This is a genomic window from Winogradskyella ursingii (assembly GCF_013403975.1).
GTDB classification, from domain to species: domain Bacteria; phylum Bacteroidota; class Bacteroidia; order Flavobacteriales; family Flavobacteriaceae; genus Winogradskyella; species Winogradskyella ursingii.
Genome location: NZ_JABFDH010000003.1, coordinates 45950 through 71406, shown reverse-complemented (window position 1 = coordinate 71406; position 25457 = coordinate 45950). Strand labels below are relative to the sequence as shown.

Annotated in this window: 20 protein-coding genes; 9 read left to right on the top strand and 11 right to left on the bottom strand. The window is 33.9% G+C overall.

Annotated features, from left to right (window positions below; all coding sequences use genetic code 11):
- Positions 1-94: 94 nt before the first annotated feature.
- Positions 95-646, top strand: a complete 552-nt coding sequence (locus tag HM983_RS07690) for a hypothetical protein (RefSeq protein WP_179344836.1) — start codon at positions 95-97, stop codon at positions 644-646.
- Positions 647-878: 232 nt separating this feature from the next.
- Here the strand turns inward: HM983_RS07690 and HM983_RS07685 are convergent, their stop codons facing one another.
- Positions 879-1463, bottom strand: coding sequence for an RNA polymerase sigma factor (locus HM983_RS07685; protein WP_179344835.1), 585 nt, complete (start codon positions 1461-1463; stop codon positions 879-881).
- Between the two features lie 239 nt (positions 1464-1702).
- On the opposite strand from HM983_RS07685, the gene uvrA reads away from it, so the two are divergent.
- Together uvrA and HM983_RS07675 are read left to right on the top strand one after the other, a co-directional pair.
- The gene (gene uvrA, locus HM983_RS07680; RefSeq protein ID WP_179344834.1) at positions 1703-4492 is read left to right on the top strand and encodes an excinuclease ABC subunit UvrA; all 2790 of its coding nucleotides are present in this window, start codon (positions 1703-1705) and stop codon (positions 4490-4492) included.
- Position 4493: 1 nt separating this feature from the next.
- Positions 4494-5138 carry a hypothetical protein gene (locus HM983_RS07675; RefSeq protein WP_179344833.1) on the top strand — a complete coding sequence of 215 codons (645 nt, stop codon included), beginning with the start codon at positions 4494-4496 and terminating at the stop codon, positions 5136-5138.
- 39 nt (positions 5139-5177) lie between these two features.
- On the opposite strand, the gene HM983_RS07670 is transcribed toward HM983_RS07675, so the two are convergent.
- A complete protein-coding gene (locus HM983_RS07670; RefSeq protein ID WP_179344832.1) occupies positions 5178-6260 on the bottom strand; it encodes a DUF3667 domain-containing protein in 1083 nt (360 codons plus the stop codon).
- A gap of 230 nt (positions 6261-6490) precedes the next feature.
- On the opposite strand from HM983_RS07670, the gene HM983_RS07665 reads away from it, so the two are divergent.
- A complete protein-coding gene (locus HM983_RS07665; RefSeq protein WP_179344831.1) occupies positions 6491-7168 on the top strand; it encodes a hypothetical protein in 678 nt (225 codons plus the stop codon).
- A gap of 196 nt (positions 7169-7364) precedes the next feature.
- The gene (locus HM983_RS07660; protein WP_179344830.1) at positions 7365-8774 is read left to right on the top strand and encodes a hypothetical protein; all 1410 of its coding nucleotides are present in this window, start codon (positions 7365-7367) and stop codon (positions 8772-8774) included.
- Between the two features lie 128 nt (positions 8775-8902).
- On the opposite strand, the gene HM983_RS07655 is transcribed toward HM983_RS07660, so the two are convergent.
- From HM983_RS07655 to HM983_RS07640, 4 genes are all read right to left on the bottom strand, one after another.
- Positions 8903-10360 carry an oligosaccharide flippase family protein gene (locus HM983_RS07655; protein WP_179344829.1) on the bottom strand — a complete coding sequence of 486 codons (1458 nt, stop codon included), beginning with the start codon at positions 10358-10360 and terminating at the stop codon, positions 8903-8905.
- A gap of 55 nt (positions 10361-10415) precedes the next feature.
- The gene (locus HM983_RS07650) at positions 10416-11699 is read right to left on the bottom strand and encodes a glycosyltransferase family protein (RefSeq protein WP_179344828.1); all 1284 of its coding nucleotides are present in this window, start codon (positions 11697-11699) and stop codon (positions 10416-10418) included.
- Positions 11700-11704: 5 nt separating this feature from the next.
- Complete coding sequence (locus tag HM983_RS07645; RefSeq protein WP_179344827.1) at positions 11705-14152, bottom strand: YfhO family protein; 2448 nt, start codon at positions 14150-14152, stop codon at positions 11705-11707.
- An 86-nt stretch (positions 14153-14238) separates the two neighbouring features.
- Positions 14239-14532 carry a DUF4834 family protein gene (locus HM983_RS07640; RefSeq protein ID WP_179344826.1) on the bottom strand — a complete coding sequence of 98 codons (294 nt, stop codon included), beginning with the start codon at positions 14530-14532 and terminating at the stop codon, positions 14239-14241.
- A gap of 103 nt (positions 14533-14635) precedes the next feature.
- On the opposite strand from HM983_RS07640, the gene HM983_RS07635 reads away from it, so the two are divergent.
- Both HM983_RS07635 and HM983_RS07630 read left to right on the top strand, forming a co-directional pair.
- Complete coding sequence (locus HM983_RS07635) at positions 14636-15517, top strand: transporter (RefSeq protein ID WP_179344825.1); 882 nt, start codon at positions 14636-14638, stop codon at positions 15515-15517.
- 53 nt (positions 15518-15570) lie between these two features.
- Positions 15571-16692 carry a GTP cyclohydrolase gene (locus HM983_RS07630; RefSeq protein WP_179344824.1) on the top strand — a complete coding sequence of 374 codons (1122 nt, stop codon included), beginning with the start codon at positions 15571-15573 and terminating at the stop codon, positions 16690-16692.
- A gap of 50 nt (positions 16693-16742) precedes the next feature.
- Here the strand turns inward: HM983_RS07630 and HM983_RS07625 are convergent, their stop codons facing one another.
- The 3 genes from HM983_RS07625 to HM983_RS07615 all read right to left on the bottom strand — a co-directional run bounded on the left by HM983_RS07625 (position 16743) and on the right by HM983_RS07615 (position 21391).
- Positions 16743-18002 (bottom strand): aminotransferase class I/II-fold pyridoxal phosphate-dependent enzyme, encoded by a 1260-nt coding sequence (locus HM983_RS07625; protein ID WP_179344823.1) that lies wholly within the window; start codon positions 18000-18002, stop codon positions 16743-16745.
- Positions 18003-18217: 215 nt separating this feature from the next.
- Positions 18218-19255 (bottom strand): PLP-dependent cysteine synthase family protein, encoded by a 1038-nt coding sequence (locus HM983_RS07620; protein WP_179344822.1) that lies wholly within the window; start codon positions 19253-19255, stop codon positions 18218-18220.
- 75 nt (positions 19256-19330) lie between these two features.
- Positions 19331-21391: a S9 family peptidase gene (locus tag HM983_RS07615; RefSeq protein ID WP_179344821.1), complete on the bottom strand. Its 2061-nt coding sequence runs from the start codon at positions 21389-21391 to the stop codon at positions 19331-19333.
- Positions 21392-21468: 77 nt separating this feature from the next.
- On the opposite strand from HM983_RS07615, the gene HM983_RS07610 reads away from it, so the two are divergent.
- Positions 21469-21780, top strand: a complete 312-nt coding sequence (locus tag HM983_RS07610; RefSeq protein WP_179344820.1) for a YbaB/EbfC family nucleoid-associated protein — start codon at positions 21469-21471, stop codon at positions 21778-21780.
- 208 nt (positions 21781-21988) lie between these two features.
- A complete protein-coding gene (locus tag HM983_RS07605; RefSeq protein ID WP_179344819.1) occupies positions 21989-23224 on the top strand; it encodes a hypothetical protein in 1236 nt (411 codons plus the stop codon).
- 128 nt (positions 23225-23352) lie between these two features.
- Here the strand turns inward: HM983_RS07605 and HM983_RS07600 are convergent, their stop codons facing one another.
- Positions 23353-24378, bottom strand: coding sequence for a glycosyltransferase family 2 protein (locus tag HM983_RS07600; protein ID WP_179344818.1), 1026 nt, complete (start codon positions 24376-24378; stop codon positions 23353-23355).
- A 1-nt stretch (position 24379) separates the two neighbouring features.
- Positions 24380-25420, bottom strand: a complete 1041-nt coding sequence (locus HM983_RS07595; protein ID WP_179344817.1) for a glycosyltransferase family 2 protein — start codon at positions 25418-25420, stop codon at positions 24380-24382.
- Between the last annotated feature and the right edge of the window lie 37 nt (positions 25421-25457).

The following is a 25457-nucleotide window of genomic DNA, read 5'->3' as shown; positions in this document are numbered from 1 at the left end:
AAAAACATCTCAACCTCGCTCTATGAGGCAGTAATAAGATATAATGGATATCGATTGGTACAATTATTGATAAAGAAAATAAAACCGCCAATCAATGAAAAAACTTCTACTTCTATCATTATCGCTTTCTATTCTATTTTCATCATGCATCCCTACTAAAATTGCACCCAAATTTGAAGGTCATAAAATCATGAAAGCCCGAAAGTTTAAAAGAAAATTACCTAGGCAAACATCTTTCATTTTTAGGGATACAAAAAGTGCTGATGAGTTTTACCATTTTATCAATACCAAATTTCAGCTCAATCATCAAGATGTTGGTTTCAATACGCCTATCACTATAGATGGCGAAACGTTTTATTTAACATATAGCGAAACTGACAAAGACGATGTAAAACTAGCTTTGCCATTACTTTTAATAGATGCTTCATTAGAAGCTGCAGGCAATAACAGTATTTTTAATGACAATTATACACAACGTAAAGGCCACTGGTATATCCTGATTATGGTTTACGATGTCAATGTAAAAAATTGCTTGCTAGACGATCACCCAAAGAAAAAGAAAGTTGTGGAATATCTCGAAAATCTAAGAAAAGAATATTTCAGGATTCAGAATTATGAAGAACTACTATTAACAAAAAAATCCTGATTCAAAACGAATCAGGATTTCTTCCAACTTAATTTAGAAGTGCTTCAAACTTCAATTTATTATAATCTATAACACTTAAAGCCTTTGAGTAATTCAAAAGGAAACTAATTGTTTCATCTTTTGGCATTAGGTTTAAATTTTTTTTTTGGGAAGCATTAGAGTAGATTTTTGCCATTTTAACAATTTAAAAGTTAGTATATAGCAAAAACGTAACTTCATATACTTTATTGCATCAATTGGTCAAAACTATATTGTTTTGATCAATTACCTTGCGCATGTTAATAAGCGCATAACGCATTCTTCCCAAAGCGGTGTTAATGCTTACACCAGTACGTTCAGATATTTCCTTAAAACTCATGTCTTGATACATACGCATCATTAACACTTGTTTCTGGTCCTCTGGTAATTCTTCAATAATACGTCTTACGTCAGATTCCACTTGATCTTTGATCATGCTTTTTTCAGCATTTAAGCTAGAGTCGCTCAGCACAGAAAAAATGCTGAATTCACCAGCATTATCAAATTTTGGCATTCTGCTGTTTTTTCTAAAATGATCAATAACCAAATTATGCGCAATTCGCATTACCCAAGGTAAAAATTTACCTTCTTCATTGTATTTTCCTCGTTTTAAGGTTCTAATCACTTTAATAAACGTATCCTGAAATACATCTTCAGTAATATCTCTATCGTAAACTTTCGAATAGATAAAACTGTAAATTCTTTGTTTGTGTCTTGAAATTAAAATTGATAGTGAATTTTCGTCACCTTTAATGTAGTTGCTCACCAACTCTGCGTCTTGGATAAGTTCTTTTTTCATAATTATTACTTCTTAGTAGCCCAGAAGTTGCCTTCTATGCTTGGGGTTTAGCTAAAATTTAAAAAGTAATTTTATGATATACGCAGTTGTATTTTAAATGATTATGCCTCAAATATAACAACAATCATTCCTAAAAAACAATATTTAGTATCAAAATTTAACATTTTATCGAATATATTGAACCTTTAATAGATAAAGTAGATGTAGTATCTTTGCAATTCTTGATATAAGAAATGTTTATGAACACTACCATTTTAGACGTAAATCCAACGGAAAATATTATCATAAAAGGTGCAAAACTGCATAACCTAAAAAATATTGATGTTGTTATACCCAGAAATAAATTGGTAGTCATTACAGGATTATCAGGTTCTGGAAAGTCCAGTTTGGCTTTCGATACGTTATATGCCGAAGGACAACGACGCTATGTCGAAAGTCTTTCGAGTTACGCACGTCAATTCCTGGGTCGTTTAAACAAACCCAAAGTAGATTATATAAAAGGAATTGCGCCAGCTATTGCTATTGAACAGAAAGTGAATTCCACAAATCCACGCTCAACTGTAGGTACAACTACAGAAATTTACGATTATCTAAAATTACTCTTTGCCAGAATAGGAAAGACCTACTCGCCTATTTCTGGTGATTTGGTAAAAAAGCATCGCGTTGGTGATGTGGTGGAATATATATCAGAGTTCGAAGAAGGGACAAAATTATTATTACTGTCTCCCATAATTTTAGAAGAAGGCAGAACAATTGAAAATAAGCTACAAACACTACAGCAGCAAGGCTATGCTCGTATAAAAATTAAGGACGAAGTTTTACGCATTGATGACGCTTTAAAAACAGATATAAAAACTCACCAAAATTTGTATTTGGTTGTTGATAGAATTGTTTTTAAAGATGATGAAGACTTCTTAAACCGTTTGGCAGATGCAGTTGAAACTGCCTTTTTTGAAGGTGTTGGCACTTGTATCATTGAATCTCTTTCAGACAAAAAACAAAAAGTTTTCAACAACAGATTTGAGCTAGATGGTATGACGTTTTTAGAACCGAATGCTCATCTTTTTAGTTTTAACAATCCCTATGGAGCTTGCCCTAAATGCGAAGGTTATGGTGATGTCATTGGCATTGATGAAGATTTGGTAGTACCCAATACAGCCCTTTCTGTCTACGAAAATGCAATTTTTCCTTGGCGAGGCGAAAGTATGAGCTGGTACCGAGACCAATTGGTCAACAACTCACATAAATTCGATTTTCCTATTCATAAACCTTATTTTGAATTGAGCGATGCTCACAAAAACCTCATTTGGAAAGGAAACAAATATTTTGAAGGTTTGGACAGTTTCTTTTCTGAGCTGGAATCCAAAGCCTACAAAATACAAAATCGTGTGATGCTTTCACGTTATCGCGGCAAGACTAAGTGTAACGTTTGCAAAGGAAAACGATTACGAAAAGAAGCTGATTATGTAAAAATTAATAAGGCAACGATCACTGATTTAGTCGATTTGCCATTAAACGAATTGAAAACATTTTTTGATGATTTAAAACTGAATGAATACGATGCGAAAATCGCCAAAAGGTTATTAACTGAAATTAATACGAGATTAGAATTTTTATCGGATGTGGGTTTAAATTACCTGACACTCAACCGAAAATCAAACAGTTTATCTGGTGGTGAAAGTCAACGCATAAACTTGGCTACATCTCTCGGCAGTAGCCTAGTAGGTTCGATGTATATTCTGGATGAACCGAGTATTGGTTTACATCCAAAAGACACCGAACGTCTTATTAAGGTATTAAAATCACTTCGAGATTTAGGAAATACGGTTATTGTTGTTGAACATGACGAAGACATTATGAAAGCTGCCGACGAAATCATAGATATTGGTCCGGAAGCTGGAACTTTTGGTGGTGAAGTCGTTGCTGTTGGTGAATTTAAGGATATTTTGGTTTCAGATACGTTGACGGCTAAATATCTCAATGGCCAAATGGAAATTAAAATTCCAGAAAAAAGACGCACTTCTAAATACAATGTTGAAGTTGTTGGTGCCCGAGAAAATAATCTAAAAAATATTGATGTCAATTTACCTCTGAATATGCTTACCGTTATTACTGGCGTTTCTGGTAGTGGAAAGAGTACATTGGTAAAGAAAATTTTATATCCAGCCATACAAAAACAGCTCACTGGCTTTGGCGACAAGGCAGGACAGTTTACGGAATTGAAAGGCAATTTTAGCAATATTCAGCACGTAGAATTTGTAGACCAAAACCCAATTGGTCGCTCTTCGCGCTCCAATCCTGTTACATACATTAAGGCCTATGACGATATTAGAGCATTATTTGCAAAACAGAAACTAAGTAAAATTAGAAATTACCAAGCTAAACATTTTAGTTTTAATGTGGATGGTGGACGTTGCGAAACCTGTAAAGGCGAAGGTGAAGTAACCATTGAAATGCAATTTATGGCAGATGTACATTTAGTCTGCGACACTTGTAATGGTAAACGCTTCAAAAAAGAAGTCCTTGAAGTGACTTTTGAAGGTAAATCCATTGACAATATTCTTAGCATGACGATTGATGATGCTGTAGCTTTTTTCAAATTATATGAGCAGAAAAAAATAAAAGGAAAATTACAACCGCTTCAAGATGTTGGTTTGGGCTACGTAACTTTGGGACAGTCCTCTTCTACCCTTTCCGGCGGTGAAGCACAGCGAATCAAACTCGCTACCTTTTTAGGAAAAGGAAGTAAAAATGATAGTGCACTTTTTATTTTTGATGAGCCAACAACAGGACTACATTTTCATGATATTCAGAAATTGTTGAAATCGTTTCAGGCGCTGATAGCCAAAGGACATTCCATTATTGTAATTGAGCATAATATCGATTTGATTAAATGTGCAGATTATATTGTTGATTTGGGTCCAGAAGGCGGAAAGAATGGTGGAAAGCTCGTTGCAACAGGTACACCTGAGGAAATTGCGGCGAATATGGATTCAGTGACTGGTAAATATCTTCAAGAAAAATTGTAGTATGGATTTGCCAGAAGGATATCATCGTGAAGACATTAGATATGGGGATTATGAAAGAGCAAAAGTTCAAACGTATTTATTGAATCGTGGAGGACCGAATTTCGAAACTTATTCTCTTCATATTTCTCAAAACAATAATTTATATTTTCGATTAAGTCCTAGATTAGGTTTTCAAACATTAGTGCTATTTGTCATTCCCTTTTTATTCATAGGTTTTATTTTATATAAATTTAGTACAACCGGCTCATTTCATTTTTTAATTAATGACTTTATTTACTATTCGATAATTTCTTATATATGTATAAGATTTATTGTGAACTTGATAAGTAAATTAAAATATTACACTTTCAGTAAGGCTATTAACTTTTATTTTGTGGGGTTTCCACTTTTACCTGTTCAACTTGCTTATAAGAAATATGCTTTAGAAGATATAATTGCCATACAAATTTTGGGTGAAGAACTAATAGGTATAGAGAGAAATAGTAAACGTAGAAGTTTTGAATTAAATTTAGTTTTAAAGAGTTTGGATCGGATACATGTTATAGATCATAATAATTTGGAGGGAATGCTGGATGATGCAAAATTATTAGGCGAATATCTAAATATACCCATTTGGCATGCAAAATCGGCAGAAGAAAATAAGTAATTCAATTTGTTTTTCCAGACTTCTCGAAATAGGTTTTCGCTAGTAAACCATAAAAGCGAACAAGGCTAATATTACAATTGTTGTAGGAATCACAACAGCCAAAAATGTGAATGTCGCCACACTGCATTTAAACCAACTTACAAACCAATTTTGTCCATAAAAGCGTTTTAAAGCAATCATCAGATACAAGAATGTTGAAAGTGCAATTAGCCAGTCGATGCCATCCGGAATATCCCATATAAGATTAATACCAGCGATAATACTAAATACTGTGAACAAAAATGAAAAGTAATAAAAACTAAACACCAAATGATGTGCATAACGCCCATGTCTTAAATATAGAAGCTTTATTATAAAGGCAAACAGCGGAAGCAAAAAGAATAAGGCAATAGGTACAGTGTCATAAAACGCTTTTAGAATATTACCACCATCTCTGGCTTTGTAAAATTTTAAAATTTGTGCATATAGTTTTCGCATAAACCAACCATCATCATCATCCATTCCCATAGTTTTGTAAATCTCTTCATCCGGTGCGTCAATATCCAACAATGAATCTATTTCCCTTTCATTAAAACCAAACGAAACATCATTTTTCTTCGGGATATTATCAAGATTTACAATAGAATCTATTTCGGCATCGGACATACCAATTAGCCTCTGATTCTTTTTAAGCGCCTTTTTAATTTCTGCTCTATTCAAGGAATCTTCAATCTTGTCTTCTTTTATTTTATTTTCCAGTTCCAAAGAGTCCAAAACAATTAGTTCATCTTTTTTCAATGTTTTTTTAAGTTCACGGTTCCAAGAATTTGCTTGCTCTCTCACCGTAAATGAAAATATGAAAAAGAACACCACTGAAATAAAAAGATACATCTGCGCTGGATGCAGATAAAGTAGTCGTTTTCCTTTTATAAATTCCTTAGCCAGATAGCCAGGTTTAAACATTAAGGGCACAAAACTCTTGAGAAAACGAGCGTCAAAAGAAAAATAGTTGCTAATTGTGTTGTAGAACAGTACACCAATTGTAAGCTCTTCATTGGTTTTTTGTCCGCAATGAGGACAAAATTCAAACCCGTCATTAAAGGGTTTCTCACAATTTTTGCATTTCACTTGGTTGGCTGACATAGTGAGTTATTAAACTGCATTAAAAGTAACAAAATTTGCTTTCTAAACACATCATTTTAGTTGTAATTGGATAAAAAATCAATTTGTAAAAGTATATGAAGAATAACTAATCTAATGGTTAGCAATTATTTATAAATTCTGGCACACTAATTGAAAACTCAATAATCCATAGCGTTAGTCCAAAAGTTCTAAACGAGTTAGAATTGGACAAATCTAAAAACCTATTAATTATGAAAAAGCAATTACTTTTTTTGGCGATTGTGTTATCTGGTATAACATGCGCCACAGCTGCAACAGCAGGAAATGCTGTTTTAAATGGGGAAGATTTTAAAGATGCGCGCTATCGTTATTCACAACCAATTGTGTTTGTAGAGCGTGGTGTAGAATTTTTGATTTTCAAAGATGGCACATTCGATTTTAATACGTCGGTGAATTCCACATTTCCAAAAATCAGAAATTACAACAGACGCACTAATACCAGAAGAAATGTTACAAACAGAACATTTGGTGCACCAGGTACAGCCTATCATTATGGTGGCAGAGGTGTTTTGGTAACTCACGATACTTTTGGACGTGTAAGACGTGTCGGTAACGTGTTTATCAACTATGATAACCAAGGAAAAATAAAACGAGCAGGTTCCGTTTACATGGATTACAGAAGAGGTCGTTTGAGCCAAGTGGGTGGATTAAAAATTCTATATAACAGATATGGAAAAATTACCAAGACTAGAGGTCACGTAAACTTAAGCAACCAAGCTTGTGGTTTTTGTGGTGTTGCTGAATGCAGTACTGTCCATTATGATGATTTCTCACATAAAAGAAAATTTAAGAAAAAAAGAAAGCACAGAGACTATGAAGATTGGGACGTTGACGATTTCTATTACTATAAAAAGAACGATGAAATTTAAAAACCTAGAAGAATTAAAGATTGAGATTTGATTGTTTGTGATAGTCGCTAATTAAATATAATTGCGACTTACCAAAACCCTGAATATTTCCCCAAATATTTCAGGGTTTCTCATTTTAGCTGATTATCAAAGCGTTGCGTTTTTGGCACGCTGTTTGTAATTATCAATATGAGTTTAATTTTAAAACCCATTAATTATGAAACGGATTCTATTTTTATTTGCCACTATGGTTGCTTTTAGCACTGCGGCATTCGCATCAACCACCACAACATCAGAAGCAGAGGTTTCAATGAATAACTATGTGAGAGGTTATGGTAATTCTTTCATATTTAATGAAGGTGGAATTGAATTTTCTGTATTTGCAGATGGTCAATTCGACTTTTACATTCCGCAGTATGGACCAAACGTTAACGTTGGTATCAATACCAGAAACTTTAGCTTAAGCTTTAACTCAGGTTACGATTACAACCCTTACGTACAGTATGATGATTTTGGAGCCATTATTCAAATTGAAAATACACCAATTTATTATGATTATTATGGAAGGGTAAATCAAATTGGTGATATCATTATTAACTATACAGGTTTTGGACGCATTAACAGAATTGGTGGACTTAACGTCTACTACAGAAACAATGTTTTTTGGAGATATGATGGATTCATTAACGTGTATAATAGAGCTTATGTTTATAGACCATGGCACAGGTTTTACGCTGTACCACCAGCAAATTATTGTATTCTTAACGTAAATCCGTACAGAAGATATTATACTCCAGTAAGGTATGTTTATTACAGACCATACAGAAATAACGTGAGACACTATAACATAGGAAGACGAGGTTATAGAGATTACGGAAGAAGAACAAATTCTACTCGATATAGCAATAGATATGCTCAAACACCGCGAAATGCTAGGGAAAGAAGTGTCCAAACGCGCGTAAGAAGAGACAACGCGAGATATGCCAGTACGAGGTCTGCTCGCTCTAGAAACAGTAAGGCAATAGCTTCGAGAACAGGTGCAACACGTAATAATAAGAGTATTTCGAGAAACAACTCGAGAAGAAATGATAACGGAGTGGCAGCACGTTCCAACTCTAGTTTAAATAGAAATGCAAACAGAGGTTCATCGACGCGATCGAATACTGAAGTGAACAGAAACTCAAACAGAGGTACTTCTACTCGCTCAAATAAAAGAGTGAATAGAAATGACAATATGAGCACAACCACACGCTCTAATAATAGTGTAAATAGAGGCAACAATAGAAGCGCTACTTCCCGAAATAGCAATAGAGTTACACAAAAAATTAGAACTCAACGCAATAGCGGTGATATTGCTCAAAAAAGAAGTTCAAGAAAAAGTGTGACTCAGAACCGTACTTCTGTGTCCAATAGAAAAGTACAAACAAGAAAAAGTACCTCTGCCAGAAAACCGAGCATAACAAATAATCGTATATCTAGTAGAACAAAGTCACAAAGCACACCTAAAAGAAGTGTGTCTCAAAATAGAAGAAAAACGTCCTCGTCTGCTTCAAGAGCTAAAACAAACAGAAGCTCTAATAAAAGCACTTCGAGATCGAGTTCAAAACGAACACGAGGAAGAGGATAGAAGATTTTTTTTGGTTGGTTAGACAAGTCCCGTATGTAGTATGCCCCTAAGCACCTTACGGGACTTTCTTATTTATTCCTGCGCAGGTAGGAATCTCTTTATTAAATTACTTGAACTTCAATATTAAACTATTTCAACTTCAACCATTTTTTAATTTGTATTGAAATGTCCTCAGACAAATTCAACTTATATACAAATCCAAAATAAAATAATCCAATCACAGCAGATTTCAATATTATATTTATGACAGGATAAAATGGAAATTCCCAAAAGTAAAATACTAACGAAAAAACAATCAAAAGTAAAAACACCTTCAATGAATCCGTGCCAAACGGCTGCATATTAAATTTTCGCTTTACAAATCCAATTTTTAGAGTATTATAAATCACAACCGCCATAAATGTAGCAAATGCTGAACCTTCAATTCCATAAATGGGAATAAAGATGGCATTAAGCACAATAGCCATAATTGCCAGCAACACTCCGAAAAACAATACAATTCTATAATAATCACTGTTAAATAAAATAGCATTGTTATTCCCCAAACAATTATCGTACAGTTTCGCCAAACTCACCAAAAACACTACAAAGAGCCCACCTGTAAACTCATTTGGTAGTATTTGGTAAAGCTGATTGATATTAAGAATAATTAAGAGGAATATAAATCCACTAACAATGAGCAAACTCAACGAACTCCGTTTATATAAATCTGCCAAAGCGCGTTTGTCCTTTTGGTTGAGGTATTGAGCCGTAAGCGGCATCATAATTTGGTGCATGGCACGTTGTGGCACTGCAATAACCGTAGCTATGAAAATGGCAACACTGTAATAGGCTACGTTTTCTATTTGCATCATTCGTCCTATCATAAATTTATCGATATCCAGTATGAGCATTGCTACAGAACCTGCGATGATTATTAAACCTGCATATTTTAATACATTTGGTAGTTTTTCGATTTTTTGAAATTTCAATCTAGGCAATCGCAACGAGTAAGCATACATTTGCATTAGAAACATTCTCAATAAATAAACCAGTACCAAACCAACCATAAAATGTTCTACTGTTAGCCATTCTAAATACACGGCAAACAATAATATCATGATACAAGCCCTATGAAAAATCTCTTTCATTATGTTTCCAAAAACAGTTTGCATATGCACTTTGGACCACGCAAAGAAAATTTCAAAGTAAGACATGGATATGGCCAAAACTAAAATGTGCCAAACATAATTACCGACTATCGGGTTTTCGTTAGAGAGCAATGTACCGATGGTATCATAGGCAAAAAAACCTATGATGGATACTGGAATAATGAATACCAAAGGCAAAAACAGCATTAACGTTAAAAAGCTATTGATACTATTTTTTGTTTTAAAAGATGAATAGAATTTAATTATCGCATTATGTACTCCAAATGCAGTAAACGGCATCATAATATTAGCTGCAGAGAGTACAAAGGCAACGAGACCGTAATACTCATCCGTTAAAAAATTGGTGTAAAGAAAAAGGGTGTTAATTGCCCCAATGCCAAAACCTGCATAGGTGCTTATCGTGTTTTTAAGAGATTGATTGAGGATGATACCCATTGGTGCAAATTACAACTATAAAATGTCAATTTTCAAAAATGCGTATTGGATGAAATTATTTCAACAATATTGCAAGTTTCTCTGTTAAGGCTTTTCTGCTATAGGGCTGTAATCCAATTGGCTTGATTATTAATTCACCATTTTGATATGCGCTGAACCAATCCATAATCTGAATTTTCAATTCATCTTTTTGGTTATAATTGAAATACAATCCTGTATTGGTTTTTCTAATAATTTGTTCAACATCTGAATCTCGTGGTCCAATCGCCAAAATTGGTGTTTCTGAAACCATGTACTCGAATAGCTTACCAGGAATAATGGCTTTTGTGTCTTCAGAATCAATTTCAATTAACAATAAAACTCTGGATTTTTGTTGATAGTTTAAAGCTTCATCGTGATCGACGTAGCCCACAATATTTAAATAGTCTTTTAAGTGAAAATGGTGAATACCTTCAACAACATCATCACTCACCACACCAACCAAATTTAATTGCAAAGCTTTTGAAAACGCATCATTTTCAAGGACCAATTCTGAAAGTACTTCCCAAAGAATTTCTGGATTTCTATCGGATAAAAGTGAACCTATATGGGATATCGTAAATTTTTCATCCTTCCCTTCTACTCCTACAGAATGCGTGTCGTAACCGTTTGTGATTACCGATATAGTTCGATTTGTTTTTTTCTCAAATTCGTTTTTGGTATGTTGGCTCGTCACCATAATTCCATCTGCCGAATTTAGGACTTTGGATTCTAACTCTAGGTGTTTTTGTTTAGAGCTTTCCGTCAGCTTCAACGCTTTATGGTAACCGATTGTGGTCCAAGGATCCCTGAAATCTGCAAGCCATTTTAGATCAAATTTTTCTTTAAGTTGAAGTCCAATTAAATGTAAACTATGCGGTGGACCCGTAGTGACAATAGTTTCAATATTATTTTTTTGAATATATTCTGAAAGAAATTCAACCGAAGGTTTAATCCAGTTTTTACGTGCATCTGGAATAAAAAAATTACCTCTAATATATAGCATCATTTTCTCTATAAAAGATTGCTTTTTGGCTTTAGGAATCACACCAGAACTGATTTTTTTTGATTTTCCTTTTGAGAATAAATTGGCCAATCCATAAGGCTCATTTATGGGCTGTTTTAAAATGGTAATATCACTTGGAATTTCAGCAATTAAACTATCATCAGTAATCGGGTAATTTGGGTTTTCTGGACAGTAAACTATAGGCTCAATCCCAAAATCAGGTAAATATTTTACAAATTTTAGCCAACGTTGAACACCAGGTCCACCCGCTGGCGGCCAGTAATAAACTATTATGAGAACTTTTTTGTGACTCATAAATTTTAGTCTTGATCAGGCTGAAATCTTTCTTTTTTGAATAAGTAATACAATCCTAATAAAAATAGGATACCAAAAATAGCTGAACTCGCCAATGCAATAGTACTACCGGTCTCAACCACTTGTGGTTCAAATTTAAACTCAATTATATGCTTACCTTTTGGGATTTCCATCGCACGGAGTACGTAGTTGACGCGTTGGTGTGGCACTAAATTTCCGTCTAAATATGCATTCCAACCTTGTTGGTAATACACTTCAGAAAATACAGCAAAACCTTTATTCTGATTATTGGATTCGTATTTTAAATAATTTGGCTGGAATTCCTTTAGTTCAATAGATGCCGTAGAATCAACTTGGTAAGTTGTATCAAGATCATATTCGGTTAAAATCGATTTTTGGATAACTGCCCCAACCTTTGTATTTAAACTATCTAATGCTGTAATTTCAATATTGGCATTTGCAACAGGTTTTAACTTTGAAACAAACCATGCGTTGCCATTAGCATCTTCATTGGTATATGGAAATATTTGTCCTTCCTGTTCTGCTATAATATATTTGGTATTGAGCATATTAATGACATTCATGTTGTTCTTATACACATGAAAATCTAATAATTCGTCCATGCGTCCCAACTTGGCAGCATGATATCCAAATAACGAATTATGAAAATACGCAGCTCGTCCCGGACGTCCCTGACCTTCGGAAGACATATCCAATACTCTAAAATGACCATCGTCTTTTAATATTTCTTTGTCGGCAACATTGGGTTGGTAAGGTTTGTCTACTTTTATTGCTGATTGAAAATTATCATTGTTCACATATTGTCTATCAACCACGACTAGATCAAAAATTATTAGCACAGCGAAAACAACTACCACTAGTTTTTCAGATAATTTTTTCTTTAAAAACAGGTATACTGTTCCTGCTGATAGTAATACTAAAATTAATGTTCTTATCGTATCGAACGTAAAAAGCGCTTTTCGATCCTCGATTACAGCATTTATAAATGGTTGTCCGTATGCCTGAATATATTGGTCATCTCGTAAACCTTCAAAATCGAATAAAACCGATTTAAACAATAAAAATACCACAGCTAAACCAGATGTAATTGCGACCGTATATTTCAAGGCTTTCAACTTTTCTTCGTCCTTCTGAAAATCATTAAAAAGTCTTACCAATGCAAAAATGCCTAGAATTGGTATACATAATTCCAATATGACCTGAATGGAGCTCACTGCCCTGAATTTATTATACAACGGCACATAATCAATAAAGAAATCTGTTAGGAAACCTAAATTCTTTCCATAGGATAGTAAAAGAGATAAAATTGTGCCACCAACAAGCCACCACTTTAATCGACCTTTAACTAAAAACAGACCTAAAACGAATAGAAAAATTATAACTGCACCTACATAAGCAGGCGCTTCCACAATTGGTTGATCTCCCCAATACATTGGTGCCTTTTTTGATGCTTCCAAGGCTTCAATCGGTGAAGCTCCAAGATTGACGTAAGCTTTATAGGTTTCAGAATCTCTACCAACATCCTCGGTATTACCACCACCCATAAATTTAGGTATGTAAAGGTTGAAGGTTTCGAGAATCCCGTAACTGTATTCAGTAATATATTCTTTGCTTAGACCTGTGGTCTCAGCTTTTTGGGAGCCATCTGCGTTGATAGTCAACTCACTTTTTCCTCGTGTACTTTCCTTAACGTATTCTTGGGTTGCCATGATATTTGTGGCATTGAGTCCCACTGCCAAAATAGCTGCTATAGAGAGTAATCCAACGGATTTAAAAAAATGCGGTAAAAGTTTTTTTCGATACGCATCGATTAAATAAGACAAACCTAGCACAATGACCAATAATAACAAATAATAGGTCATTTGATAATGATTAGCCACAAGCTCTAAACCAAGTGCTACCGTTGTGAGCAGAAACCCGAGTATATATTTTTGCCTAAATGTTAGAATGATGCCAGACAGAACCAAGGGCATATAAGCAATAGCATGTGCTTTTGAGTTGTGTCCCACTCCGAGAATAATAATTAAATAGGTCGAAAATCCAAATGCTAAAGCACCCAAAGCTGCAAGCTTAAAATCTACTTTAAGTGATAATAGTAAAATATAAAACCCAAGAAAATAAAGAAACAAGTAGTCCGCCGGTCGTGGCAAAAACCGTAAGGTTAAATCGAGTTTTTTTATATAATTATGAGGGTATTTTGCACCGAGTTGATACGTCGGCATTCCACCAAAAGCACTATTGGTCCAGTAAGTTTCTTCTCCTTCAGTTTTAGCAAATTCCTTTTGCTGTTGCGCCATGCCAATGTAATGCATGATATCGCTTTGAAACATTTTTTTACCCTTTAATACTGGGCTAAAATAAGCTAGTGATAAAACGATAAATCCTATTAAAATAAGAAAATGTGGCAATAAACGCTTAAAAGAAAATGACATGCACTTTAAGTTTGAAGGTCAGAGTTGAAAAGTAATTATTTTTTTTGAGAATCTAGGAGGTATTTGAGTTTCAAAAAACAAATAAACTAATCAATCTCTTCGTAATCAATATATTCACCAACTTTTTCGTTAGAAGACTTATCTTGATTAGGCATTTTATCTATTACCGTTTCACCTTCTTTTTGCTTTTGTTGCTTTCTTGTCTGATTTGGATGTGGTCTTCCGCCAAATTGTTGGCCAAATTTTTCTTCGGCTTTTTTAGCCACAAATCGCATAAGTAACGGAGCAAATAATCTTGCCAATATCTTAAAGCCGAAATAAAGGAGTAAAATAATTAATATGGTTCGTAATAATCCCATGGCCGAAGCTTCTTGTAGCATAACTTAATTAATATTCAAAAATACAATTATCCCTATTTATATTCCGTTATAATTCCTTAAAAAAACTATAAAATATCTATATTTGAATTTAAACTAGACTCCAATGAGATCATTAAAAATTGTTTTTTACCTACTTATATTTACATCAATTAATTCAGTTTTTGCACAATACACAGAGGTCATAAATTCTAATCGTCCAGGTGTGTCTGAAAGTGCTTTTGCTGTTGGAACAAATGTTTTACAGTTTGAAATTGGAGGTTTTACCGTTAAGGAAGAACATTCATTGAGAAATTATGAGGTTTCTGGATTCGGTATTGATTTCGCCGCTCGTTACGGTCTGCTTTTTGAAGAATTGGAAATTCAGATGGACGGTGTTTACCAGAATGATACACAAACGTTTTTTGCGGGTCAAATCCCAATCGAAGAGCCACGTTCTAATTTTAGAAATTTTACCATTGGCGCAAAATATTTAATTTATGATCCTTATAAAAATGCGGAAGAAGACAAACCAAATTTATACAGTTACCACGCTAATAGACAATTTAAATGGAAATCGTTAATACCAGCTGTAGCTGTCTATGCAGGTGCCAATTTTGACACAACTGGTAATCCATATACTGCACCAGACGTTGAAGGTATTAGTCCAAAGATAATGATTTCTACCCAAAATAATTTTAATGGTGGTTGGGTATTTGTTATGAATTTGATAAAAGATAGAATTGGTTCTGATTTTTCAGAATTTCAATATGTTTTTACACTTACCCATTCTTTTAGCCCGCAATGGGTTGTTTTTGGAGAAGCACAAGGCATTAACAGCGATTTTTACGCAGACAATATTTTTAGATTTGGTGGCGCGTATTTATGGACAAGAAATTTTCAACTAGACACAAATATTGCCTTTAACACCAAGGATACTCCATCAGTTTTTAGCATCGCTTTTGGCGCTTCTTATCGGTTTGACTTTCATAAGGATAAAGAGAATTGATGATTATAATTTAAAAATAACTTGTTGAAAATGAAACACAACTACTGTATTGAATGATTACAATTAAAGAAGCCACCACCAAAAAAGAATTGAGAACTTTTGTTAAGTTTCCTTTTCAACTTTATAAGGATTCAAAATTTTGGGTGCCACCAATAATAAGGCAAGAACTTGAAACTTTTAATAAAGAGAAAAATCCTATTTTTAAAGATGCAGAAGCCCGTTTTTTCTTGGCTTACAAAAATGACCAAGTAGTAGGGAGAGTTGCGGCTATTATCAATTGGCTCGAAGTAGACAAACAGCAAATTAAGAAAATGCGCTTTGGCTGGTTTGATTTTATTGATGATCTTGATGTAAGTAAATCGCTTATGGAAAAAGTGGAAGCCATTGGCCGAGATTATAACTTAGAATATGCAGAAGGTCCTGTAGGGTTTTCAAATTTAGATAAGGTTGGAGTGATGACAGAGGGTTTTGACAGTATTGCACCTATGATTACGTGGTACAATCACCCCTATTACGTTAACCATTATTTAGCTCATGGCTATGAAGTGGAAAAATCTTATTCCGAAAGTAAGTTCCCTTTTGCAAATGTTAAGCCTGAGTTCTTCAAAAAAGCTCAAGAACTAATCAAAAGACGTTATAATCTTAGAGCATTAAAATTCAGCAAAACTGAAGAGGTGATGCCTTATGCGGATCGCATGTTTGATTTATTTAACAAAAGCTACTCATCATTAGCTTCATTTGTTGAAATTACTGATATTCAAAAAGAATATTTTAAAAAGAAATTTATCAGTTTCGTCAATCCAGATTACATTAAGTTTGTGGTGGATAAAGACGATAACCTTGTTGGATTTGCGATTGTGATGCCAAGATTTGCTGAGGCGCTTCAAAAAGCTAATGGTAAATTATTCCCGTTTGGATTTAGTCATATTTTAAAGGCTAAGAAGAACAGTAAAGACGTGATTTTTTATCTCATTGGTATACATCCAGAATATCAAAACAAAGGTGTTCATGCAGTAATTTTTAATGAATATTATGAAACTTTTACTAAAAAAGGAATTAAGACTTGTTATAGGACACCTGAATTAGAAGATAACGAAGCGATACACAAAATATGGAAACATTTTGATCCGGAAGTCTATAAAAGAAGAAAAACATTTAGAAAAAACTTGAATTAAAAAAAATGCCATCAAAATTGATGGCATTTTTACATTTATTTAGGTTGAAATTACTCACCCATTGAAGCCATTAATTTGGCTGACATTCTTTTGTATGTTCCGTTAAGTAGACGTTCTCTAATCGCATCAAAAGCGTCTAAAGTTTCCTTTACATCTTGTAAAGTATGTGTTGCAGTAGGTATCATTCTAAGTAAAATCATTCCTTTAGGTATTACAGGATAAACTACTATAGAACAGAATATTCCATAATTTTCACGTAAGTCTCTTACAAGTGCCATAGCTTCAGGAATACTTCCTTTTAGATATACCGGTGTTACACAACTTTGAGTTGTTCCAATATCAAATCCACGTTCTTTTAGACCAGATTGTAATGCGTCTACTATCTTCCAAAGATTTTCCTTTAATTCTGGCATAGTACGCAACATATCCAACCGCTTCAATGCACCAACTACTAATTGCATCTGCAACGATTTAGCGAACATTTGAGAACGCAAGTTGTATTTCAAATAATCTATGATTTCTTGGTCTGCAGCTATAAAAGCTCCTGTACTTGCCAACGATTTGGCAAAGGTTGCAAAATAGACATCGATATCGTCTTGAACGCCTTGCTCCTCACCTGCCCCAGCACCAGTTTTTCCTAAAGTACCAAAACCGTGAGCATCATCTACAAATAATCTGAAGTTATATTTTTTCTTAAGCTCAACAATCTCTTTTAATCTACCTTGCTCACCACGCATACCAAACACACCTTCTGAAATCACTAAAATCCCACCTCCAGTTTGTTCAGCCATTTTTGTAGCACGGTCAAGATTTTTTTCTAAGCTTTCAATATCATTGTGCTTATAGGTAAAACGTTTACCATGGTGCAGTCTCACACCATCAATAATGCATGCGTGTGCATCAACATCGTAAACAATAATATCATCTTTGCTTACTAAAGCATCAACAGTAGATACCATGCCCTGATAACCAAAGTTCAATAAATAAGCGGCTTCCTTATTTACAAATTCCGCTAGCTCATTCTGTAATTTTTCGTGCAAATCTGTGTGACCAGACATCATCCGTGCTCCCATTGGGTATGCAGAGCCATATTCTGCAGCTGCTTCAGCATCTATCTTTCTTACTTCAGGATGATTGGCTAATCCTAGATAATCATTAATACTCCAAGTGATCACATCCTTTCCTTGAAATTTCATTCTATTGGAAATTTGACCTTCTAGCTTTGGGAAAACAAAGTAACCTTCTGCTTGAGCAGCCCATTTACCAAGTGGTCCTTTGTCCCTATAAATCTTTTCGAATAAATCCTTCATCTGTTGCCTTTGCTATTAATCATCGTTTATTTCCATATTAATGCATAAACGACATGTTAAAATACTGTTAATTTAGTCTTAGTTAGTTGATGCAAAATTACTTAATTAAATGATGATTGCATAATTTATTTAATCTAACTATTCACTAAGTTTTAAACATAAAAAACCTATCATAAAGTCTTCTCAATGATAGGTTAATATGATTATAAGTCTGATTATTTAATATATTCTATTGATGCAATCGCTTCACTTTTACTATCAAAAAAGCCTTGTGCCTCCATCCATTTATCACTGTAAACTTTACTCATGTATCGTGAACCGTGATCGGGAAATACTACAACCACCTTATCTGTTGGCTTGAACTCCCCTTCTTCATTTAATTGTTTTAAAGCCTGCATGGCAGCACCACTGGTGTAACCCACAAAGAGCCCTTCAGAATTGGATATTTCCCTAGCTGTATGCGCACTTTCTTCGTCCGTAACTTTTATAAATTTATCTATTAGATCGAAATCTGTTGCGGTTGGAATCAAGTTTTTGCCTAAACCTTCAATTCTATATGGGTAAATTTCCTTATCATCAAACTCACGGGTTTCGTGATATTTTTTTAATACGGACCCATATGCATCAACACCAATCACTTTGACATTTGGATTTTGCTCCTTTAAATATTTTGCAATACCTGAAATTGTTCCTCCAGTTCCACTACAAGCAACCAAATGGGTAATCTCGCCATTAGTTTGTTCCCATAATTCTGGTCCTGTAGTACTATAATGAGCGTCAAGATTCAATTGATTGAAATATTGATTGATGTAAATAGAACCTTTAATTTCTTCGTGTAGCCGTTTAGCAACTTCATAATAAGACCGAGAATCATCTGCCGCCACATGTGCTGGACAAACATAAACCTTAGCTCCCATGGATTTGAGCATGTCTATCTTATCTGCTGAAGATTTTGAACTTACTGCTAAGATACATTCGTACCCTTTAATGATACTGACCATCGCAATACTGAAACCAGTGTTGCCAGAGGTTGTTTCGATAATTGTATCACCTGGAGTTAAAATGCCCTGACGTTCGGCCTCTTCAATAATATGTAATGCTATTCTGTCTTTTGAGGAATGACCAGGATTAAATGCTTCTACTTTTGCATAAAAATCGCCGTTGAAATCGGCGGTCATTTTATTTAATTTGATAAGCGGAGTACTTCCTATAAGTTGAAGAACGTTATCAAACACATTTTTGTTTTTTTCCATAAATGCTTTTTAATTTTTAATGACCAAACAGAATTTGGACACCAAAACCTTGCAAAAGTAACATTTTTTTTTGAATTATTTAGATATGCCCTCAAGGTCCAACAGAAACGCAAATTCTAATGCATTCTCTTTTAAGCTCTCATATCTACCTGAAGCTCCACCATGACCAGCATCCATATTAGTCTTTAGGTAGAGTTGATTGTGATCGGTTTTCATTTCTCTTAATTTGGCTACCCATTTGGCAGGTTCCCAATATTGTACTTGCGAATCATTAATTCCAGTAGTAACCAACATATTAGGATAAGCTTTTTGTTGTATGTTATCGTACGGTGAGTAAGACTTTATATAATCGTAATACAATTTATCATTCGGGTTGCCCCATTCGTCATATTCTCCTGTGGTTAGTGGAATAGAATCATCCAGCATTGTAGTAACTACATCCACAAAAGGAACCGCCGCAACGATTCCGTTGTACAACTCTGGAGCTTCGTTAATTATGGCTCCCATTAACAATCCACCTGCACTTCCGCCCATGGCATAGAGGTGTTTGGAAGAGGTATATCTTTCTTTAATTAAATGTAAAGAGCATGCAATAAAATCTGTAAACGTATTTTTCTTGTTTAACAATTTCCCATTTTCATACCATGGTCTGCCGAGGTATTCTCCTCCTCGGATATGGCATATGACATATATAAAACCTCTATCAAGCAAACTTAGTCTTATAGTGGAAAAATATGGATCTAAAGTTGAACCATAGCTTCCATATGCGTACTGTAATAAAGGGTTTGAGCCATCTTTTTTAATTCCTTTTCTATATACAACAGACATTGGTATTTTAGTACCATCTTCTGCAGTTGCCCAAATACGTTCTGATGAGTAATTGTCTTTATTAAATTTACCACCTAAAACTTCTTGCTCTTTTAACACCACTTGTTTTTTAGTGCGCATATTAAACTCAATGACCGAAGTAGGTGTGGTAAGAGAATTATAGACATACCTTAACGTTTCAGTGTCAAAATCTACGTTGGTACCTGTATAAAGTGTATAAGTCTCATTATCAAAATTTAGATAATAATCTTCGGTACCATCCCATTTCATTATTCTTATTTGATTGAGACCATTACTTCTCTCGCTCACAACTAGATAGTCCTTAAAAATATCGATATCTTCAATCAACACTTCGTCGCGATGTGGCATAACTTCGTTCCAATTCTCGATGGATCTTTTGTTTTCTTCAACCTTCATAAGTTTAAAGTTAACAGCCCTATCCTTATTGGTTACTATATAAAAGTGTTTCTTGTAATGGGAAATAGAATATTCTAGACCGCGGATACGTTTATGAAACACTTCAAACTTTCCATTAGGCTCATCTGCATTTAAAATATGATACTCATTAGTAAGTGTGCTATAGGAGGCAATGGTGATATATTTTTTTGATTTTGTTTTAAATACCGCAACACCAAACGTCTCATCACCTTCTTCAAAAACCAATTGATCCTCGCTTTCTCCCAAAGTATGCCTATACACTTGATATGACCTCAGTGTTACTTCATCTTTTTTGGTATAGAACAAGGTTTTATTATCATTGGCCCAGCAAGATGAACCAGTTGTGCTCAGAACACGGTCCTTTTTCACCTCATTATTTTCTAAATTCTTTATGTGTATGGTATAGTTTCTTCTTCCTGTTGTATCTATGCCATAGGATACCAATTTATTATCAGGACTCACGCTAATACCTGCGAGCTTAAAATAACTATGACCTTCTGCCATTTTATTGCAGTCAAAGAGTAATTCTTCGGGATTGACGAGGGATTCTTTTTTACGAGTATAAATAGGATACCCTTTTCCTTTTTCAAATTTTGTAATGTACCAATATCCGTTGTATTTATAGGGTACTGACTCATCATCCTCTTTGATGCGAGCTTTCATTTCTTCAAACAAATCATTCTGAAATGTTTTAGTGTGAGCCAATTTATTATCACAATACTCATTTTCTGCATTTAGATATTTAGTGACTTCTGGATGTTGTCGATCCTTCATCCAAAAGTAATGGTCAACGCGTTTATCACCATGTTTTTCGATTTCATGTGCGATTTTTTTTGCTATAGGTGGTTGAATATTCGGAATATCTGTCATTGGATTTATAGAGATTTTAATCTGAAAAGTGCCGCAATTTACTAATTTTACAACTTATTAATTTAAAACAAAGAATTATGTTTGGAGATATGATGGGTATGATGAATAAGCTCAAGGAAGCCCAAAAAAAGGTCGAAGCAACTAAAGAACGACTAAAAACTGTATTGATTGATGAGGCCAGTAAAGATGAGAAACTCAAAGTTACAATTACCGCGAATAGAACTATTAAATCTATCTCTATTGATGATGCACTTCTGGAGGATAAAGAAATGCTTGAAGATTATCTCATATTAACCGTTAATAAAGCTATTGAAGAAGCCACCAGAATTAACGAGGCGGAAATCGCTGCCGTTGCAAAAGAAGGTATGCCCAATATACCTGGATTATAAAATCTGAACTTCTTAAAATGATTTTATAAACATTTATCTATCAGCACGTTAAAATTATAAACGTGGCATAAAATGCACATTTCACAGATGAAGTGTAAAGTCATTCTCTTCACCTAATAGTTTAGTACTTTATCTAATAAAAAAACAACATTACTCGCTCGGATTTATATTTGTTATAACTATTAATAAATTAATCAATCTTGTTATTATGAAAAATTTAACTAAACTCTTATTCTTAGCGGTTTTTGTCTTGGTCGCTTCGTGTGAAAAGGAAAAGACAGAAGAAGAAACTACGCTTCAGGAAAGAGAAATCTTACTGGAAAATGAAATCATAGTTTCTGATGGTCAAGAAGACCCAGAGCTTATTTTTACTCCACAGAGCGAGGAAATGAGAGAGGGTGTAAACATGGGATTCTCAAACACTACTAGTGGTGCAACAGTTGTACAGACTTATAATGTTATTGATGCTGATAGAGCACCATTTGGAAGCCAACAACCAACTTCTAACTTTTGGTGGTCTGAATCGCCTGACGCAGATGATTATTTTGATGCTTCAACTTACTTTTCTCAAAATGAAGACAATCAACTAACATTTACAGAATACAGTAACGGAACCGCCAATATTACTGGTTCTACTGTAAGAGGAACATGTGTAGTGACATTGAATGTTTGGTTAAAGAACAAAAAATCATTTGCTGAATGGTCTGCTATTGGTGGAGAACACAAAAAAGAAGGTACAGCAGGTAATGCTTCAAATTCAGATGACATGAACTTTTATGTCATAGACCATACAAGAAGTACTGTTAGTGCTGCTGGTGGAGATTGTGTACAAGAGGGTAACTTCGGTTTAACACAAAGACCTGATCCTAATGATCCAGACACACCTAACTTCGGCGCTCATGTTGGTCCAGGTGGAGCAAATTACGATTCTAATGTTGGAGCTGATGGCTTAAGTACTTGGGGTTGGTTAATTGATCCTGTTTCTTGTGACCCGTTATGGTTAATTGATTTTAACTTTAGAATTGAAGTTGCGGAAGATGAGTGTAACGATTGTATTGGAAAAGTTACAGATTTAACTTTAAACTGGGATTGGCATAATGATTATAGAGTAAGAGTTTACCAACGTTACGAAAACACTTGCTATGCGACTAAAATCTTTGACGAAACAGTTGGTGCAGGAGAAAACTTCTCTTTTAGCGGATCTAACCACGATGGAAGTCTTGGTAAGTGGGCTTATATCTACGTAGGCAACTGCTATTACACTAAAATCAGAACCAATTGTGATTTAAATATCGGACCTGGATACGTTAAAGGTGTGCTAGAGGTAGTTTCTGGTAATAGCTCTCAAGGTGGTGAACTTTGTGAGTACGTTAAGGAAGACAATAAGTGTCACAGACACTGGTATTGCTACTACAATTTAGATTATTGCTACTACTATTACTAATTAGTAATATGATGTAATAAAATAAAGGAGGCTTATGGCCTCCTTTTTTTTTCGCTATAATTATTCTGAAAAATCCTGACCTATTACGACCAAAACTAATTATCTGAATTCTATATTATTATTCAAATTTATTTTTTCGTATAAACTAATTTAAAGACTGGGTTAAAAATTATGAACAACACGTAATAAACGTTTTTGTTGTTAAAAAACAATAATAAAATCCTATATGAAATATTATTATAATCTTTACTTATAAAACTGGATAATGGATAAGCTTCTGTTTTACTTACCTCTTGCATAGTAGCTTTAACATCTTTTAATTTTATGGTGGATTTTAACATCCTTACCATCATAAAAAAAACAAAAGATTGCTGCCTAGTTTTTAATCTTTTGATTGATTCAGGGTTTTCAGAATTTGTCTCTAACTTACTTATTAACCCATCAAAAACCATTGCGGCATTTCTGTTGTCATCGATTATTTTAAGATAATGCTGTGGCTCTTTACTCGTCATAGCAGATTCTGGCACAATTAAATGCCGATGTGCATCAATTGGTAAATGAGCCATATGTTTGGCTTTTGTAAAAAGTTGAGCTGTGATTATAGCATCCTCCATCCATCGATCTTCAATAAACCTTAGTTGTGTTGAATCAATAAACTCTTTTTTTATTAAATACCACCAAACTTCGTTTTGGTATAACTCGGTTGCCAAATAATCTATACCATTTATGATTTTTGTAAGCACAATATCCTTTAAATCTGGTTGTTCATGAAATAAATCAGAATTATAGGTTTTTCTAGATCTAAAAGTTAATATATCTAAGTCATGTAATTTTATGGTTTCTAACAGTAATTTTACCACATTATTTGCTAGATAGTCGTCTGGGTCAATAAAGTAAATATAGTTACCACTGGCCAAGTCTATACCTTTGTTTCTGGCACTCCCAACTCCACCATTTGTTTTTGAAACTAATTTTATCTGTGGAAATTTGTTTGCATATTCCTTTGGCACTTCTAAACACTCTTCAGGAGAGCCATCATCAATGATTATAATTTCATACTCATGTTCACTTAAATTTTGAGATAACAAACTGTCTAGGCAAGTTGCCAAATATCTCTCGGCTTTATAAAAAGGTATTACAATACTTAAATCCATCCTATGATTCTAATGAATTCTGATTTGTTCTGTGATAAAATATATTTTTGAATGCTATAAGAGGGTAAAACAATCGTATTCTATTAATTATAAACAAGAGAAGCTTATACTTCAAACTATCATACTCTTTTCTAATAAAATTTATAATCGGATAAGCATCAACTAATTCTAATTCTTTAATATTCCTTTTGATATATTCGAGACTAAATGGATATTTTACCATATTCACCATATGAAAAAAAGTAAAAATATCTCGTCTATGACTGAGATTTTGAAGCATTATTACGTTCTTTCTCAAATCATCTTGTTTAAGATTGTTTATGATTTTACTTAAATTAATGATCATCATCTGAGAATAAAATAAACGTTTTTTAATGATTTCAAAATTACTGCTTCGCATAAGCGAATCATTCGTTTGCACATACCTATGAATTCTCAATGGCAAATACGCAATTTGCTTAGCCCTTAAAAGACAGTGGAGTGTAAACTCAACATCTGCATTATATTCATTATTGTTAAAAACCATTTGATGCGTTTCTAGAAAAGTTCTCTTAACAAAATACCACCAAATTTCATATCGCATTTTCCACTCTTTTTCCAAGAGTTCTCTTCCTGAAATTATTTCAAATTCTTTCTCCGTAATGGGTGTTGAAAGGGTGGTCCTGCTAAAATCTTTTGTTTCTAAGGTTTTAAAACAAATTAGATCCACGTCCTGTCCCGAGGCAATATCCAATAAAATGGATAAGCAATTATGGACAATATAATCATCTGCATCCAAATTGTAGATGTAGTCACCTTTAGCAAGCTTTAGCAACTTATTTCGTGTGGAATAACAACCAGAATTGGATTCTTTATAAAGCTGAATATTATTATATAATTTCATATAATCCTCAACAATAGTCACAGAATTATCTTTAGAGCCATCATCCATTATAATGATTTCATAATCATCTTCAGATAAGTCTTGTTTAAGCAAACTATTTAGGCAATTACCAATGTTGTCTTGTGCGTTGTACATCGGTATTAAAACACTAATTTTCATTATTCTATATAAATTTCTGTGAAAATAGCGGTTCTAA

Bases quoted from the DNA above. Each gene is read 5' to 3' on its own strand.
- HM983_RS07690 (WP_179344836.1), top strand. From the start codon at position 95: ATGAAAAAACTTCTACTTCTATCATTATCGCTTTCTATTCTATTTTCA.
- HM983_RS07685 (WP_179344835.1), bottom strand. From the start codon at position 1,463: ATGAAAAAAGAACTTATCCAAGACGCAGAGTTGGTGAGCAACTACATT.
- uvrA (WP_179344834.1), top strand. From the start codon at position 1,703: ATGAACACTACCATTTTAGACGTAAATCCAACGGAAAATATTATCATA.
- HM983_RS07675 (WP_179344833.1), top strand. From the start codon at position 4,494: ATGGATTTGCCAGAAGGATATCATCGTGAAGACATTAGATATGGGGAT.
- HM983_RS07670 (WP_179344832.1), bottom strand. From the start codon at position 6,260: ATGTCAGCCAACCAAGTGAAATGCAAAAATTGTGAGAAACCCTTTAAT.
- HM983_RS07665 (WP_179344831.1), top strand. From the start codon at position 6,491: ATGAAAAAGCAATTACTTTTTTTGGCGATTGTGTTATCTGGTATAACA.
- HM983_RS07660 (WP_179344830.1), top strand. From the start codon at position 7,365: ATGAAACGGATTCTATTTTTATTTGCCACTATGGTTGCTTTTAGCACT.
- HM983_RS07655 (WP_179344829.1), bottom strand. From the start codon at position 10,360: ATGGGTATCATCCTCAATCAATCTCTTAAAAACACGATAAGCACCTAT.
- HM983_RS07650 (WP_179344828.1), bottom strand. From the start codon at position 11,699: ATGAGTCACAAAAAAGTTCTCATAATAGTTTATTACTGGCCGCCAGCG.
- HM983_RS07645 (WP_179344827.1), bottom strand. From the start codon at position 14,152: ATGTCATTTTCTTTTAAGCGTTTATTGCCACATTTTCTTATTTTAATA.
- HM983_RS07640 (WP_179344826.1), bottom strand. From the start codon at position 14,532: ATGCTACAAGAAGCTTCGGCCATGGGATTATTACGAACCATATTAATT.
- HM983_RS07635 (WP_179344825.1), top strand. From the start codon at position 14,636: ATGAGATCATTAAAAATTGTTTTTTACCTACTTATATTTACATCAATT.
- HM983_RS07630 (WP_179344824.1), top strand. From the start codon at position 15,571: ATGATTACAATTAAAGAAGCCACCACCAAAAAAGAATTGAGAACTTTT.
- HM983_RS07625 (WP_179344823.1), bottom strand. From the start codon at position 18,002: ATGAAGGATTTATTCGAAAAGATTTATAGGGACAAAGGACCACTTGGT.
- HM983_RS07620 (WP_179344822.1), bottom strand. From the start codon at position 19,255: ATGGAAAAAAACAAAAATGTGTTTGATAACGTTCTTCAACTTATAGGA.
- HM983_RS07615 (WP_179344821.1), bottom strand. From the start codon at position 21,391: ATGACAGATATTCCGAATATTCAACCACCTATAGCAAAAAAAATCGCA.
- HM983_RS07610 (WP_179344820.1), top strand. From the start codon at position 21,469: ATGTTTGGAGATATGATGGGTATGATGAATAAGCTCAAGGAAGCCCAA.
- HM983_RS07605 (WP_179344819.1), top strand. From the start codon at position 21,989: ATGAAAAATTTAACTAAACTCTTATTCTTAGCGGTTTTTGTCTTGGTC.
- HM983_RS07600 (WP_179344818.1), bottom strand. From the start codon at position 24,378: ATGGATTTAAGTATTGTAATACCTTTTTATAAAGCCGAGAGATATTTG.
- HM983_RS07595 (WP_179344817.1), bottom strand. From the start codon at position 25,420: ATGAAAATTAGTGTTTTAATACCGATGTACAACGCACAAGACAACATT.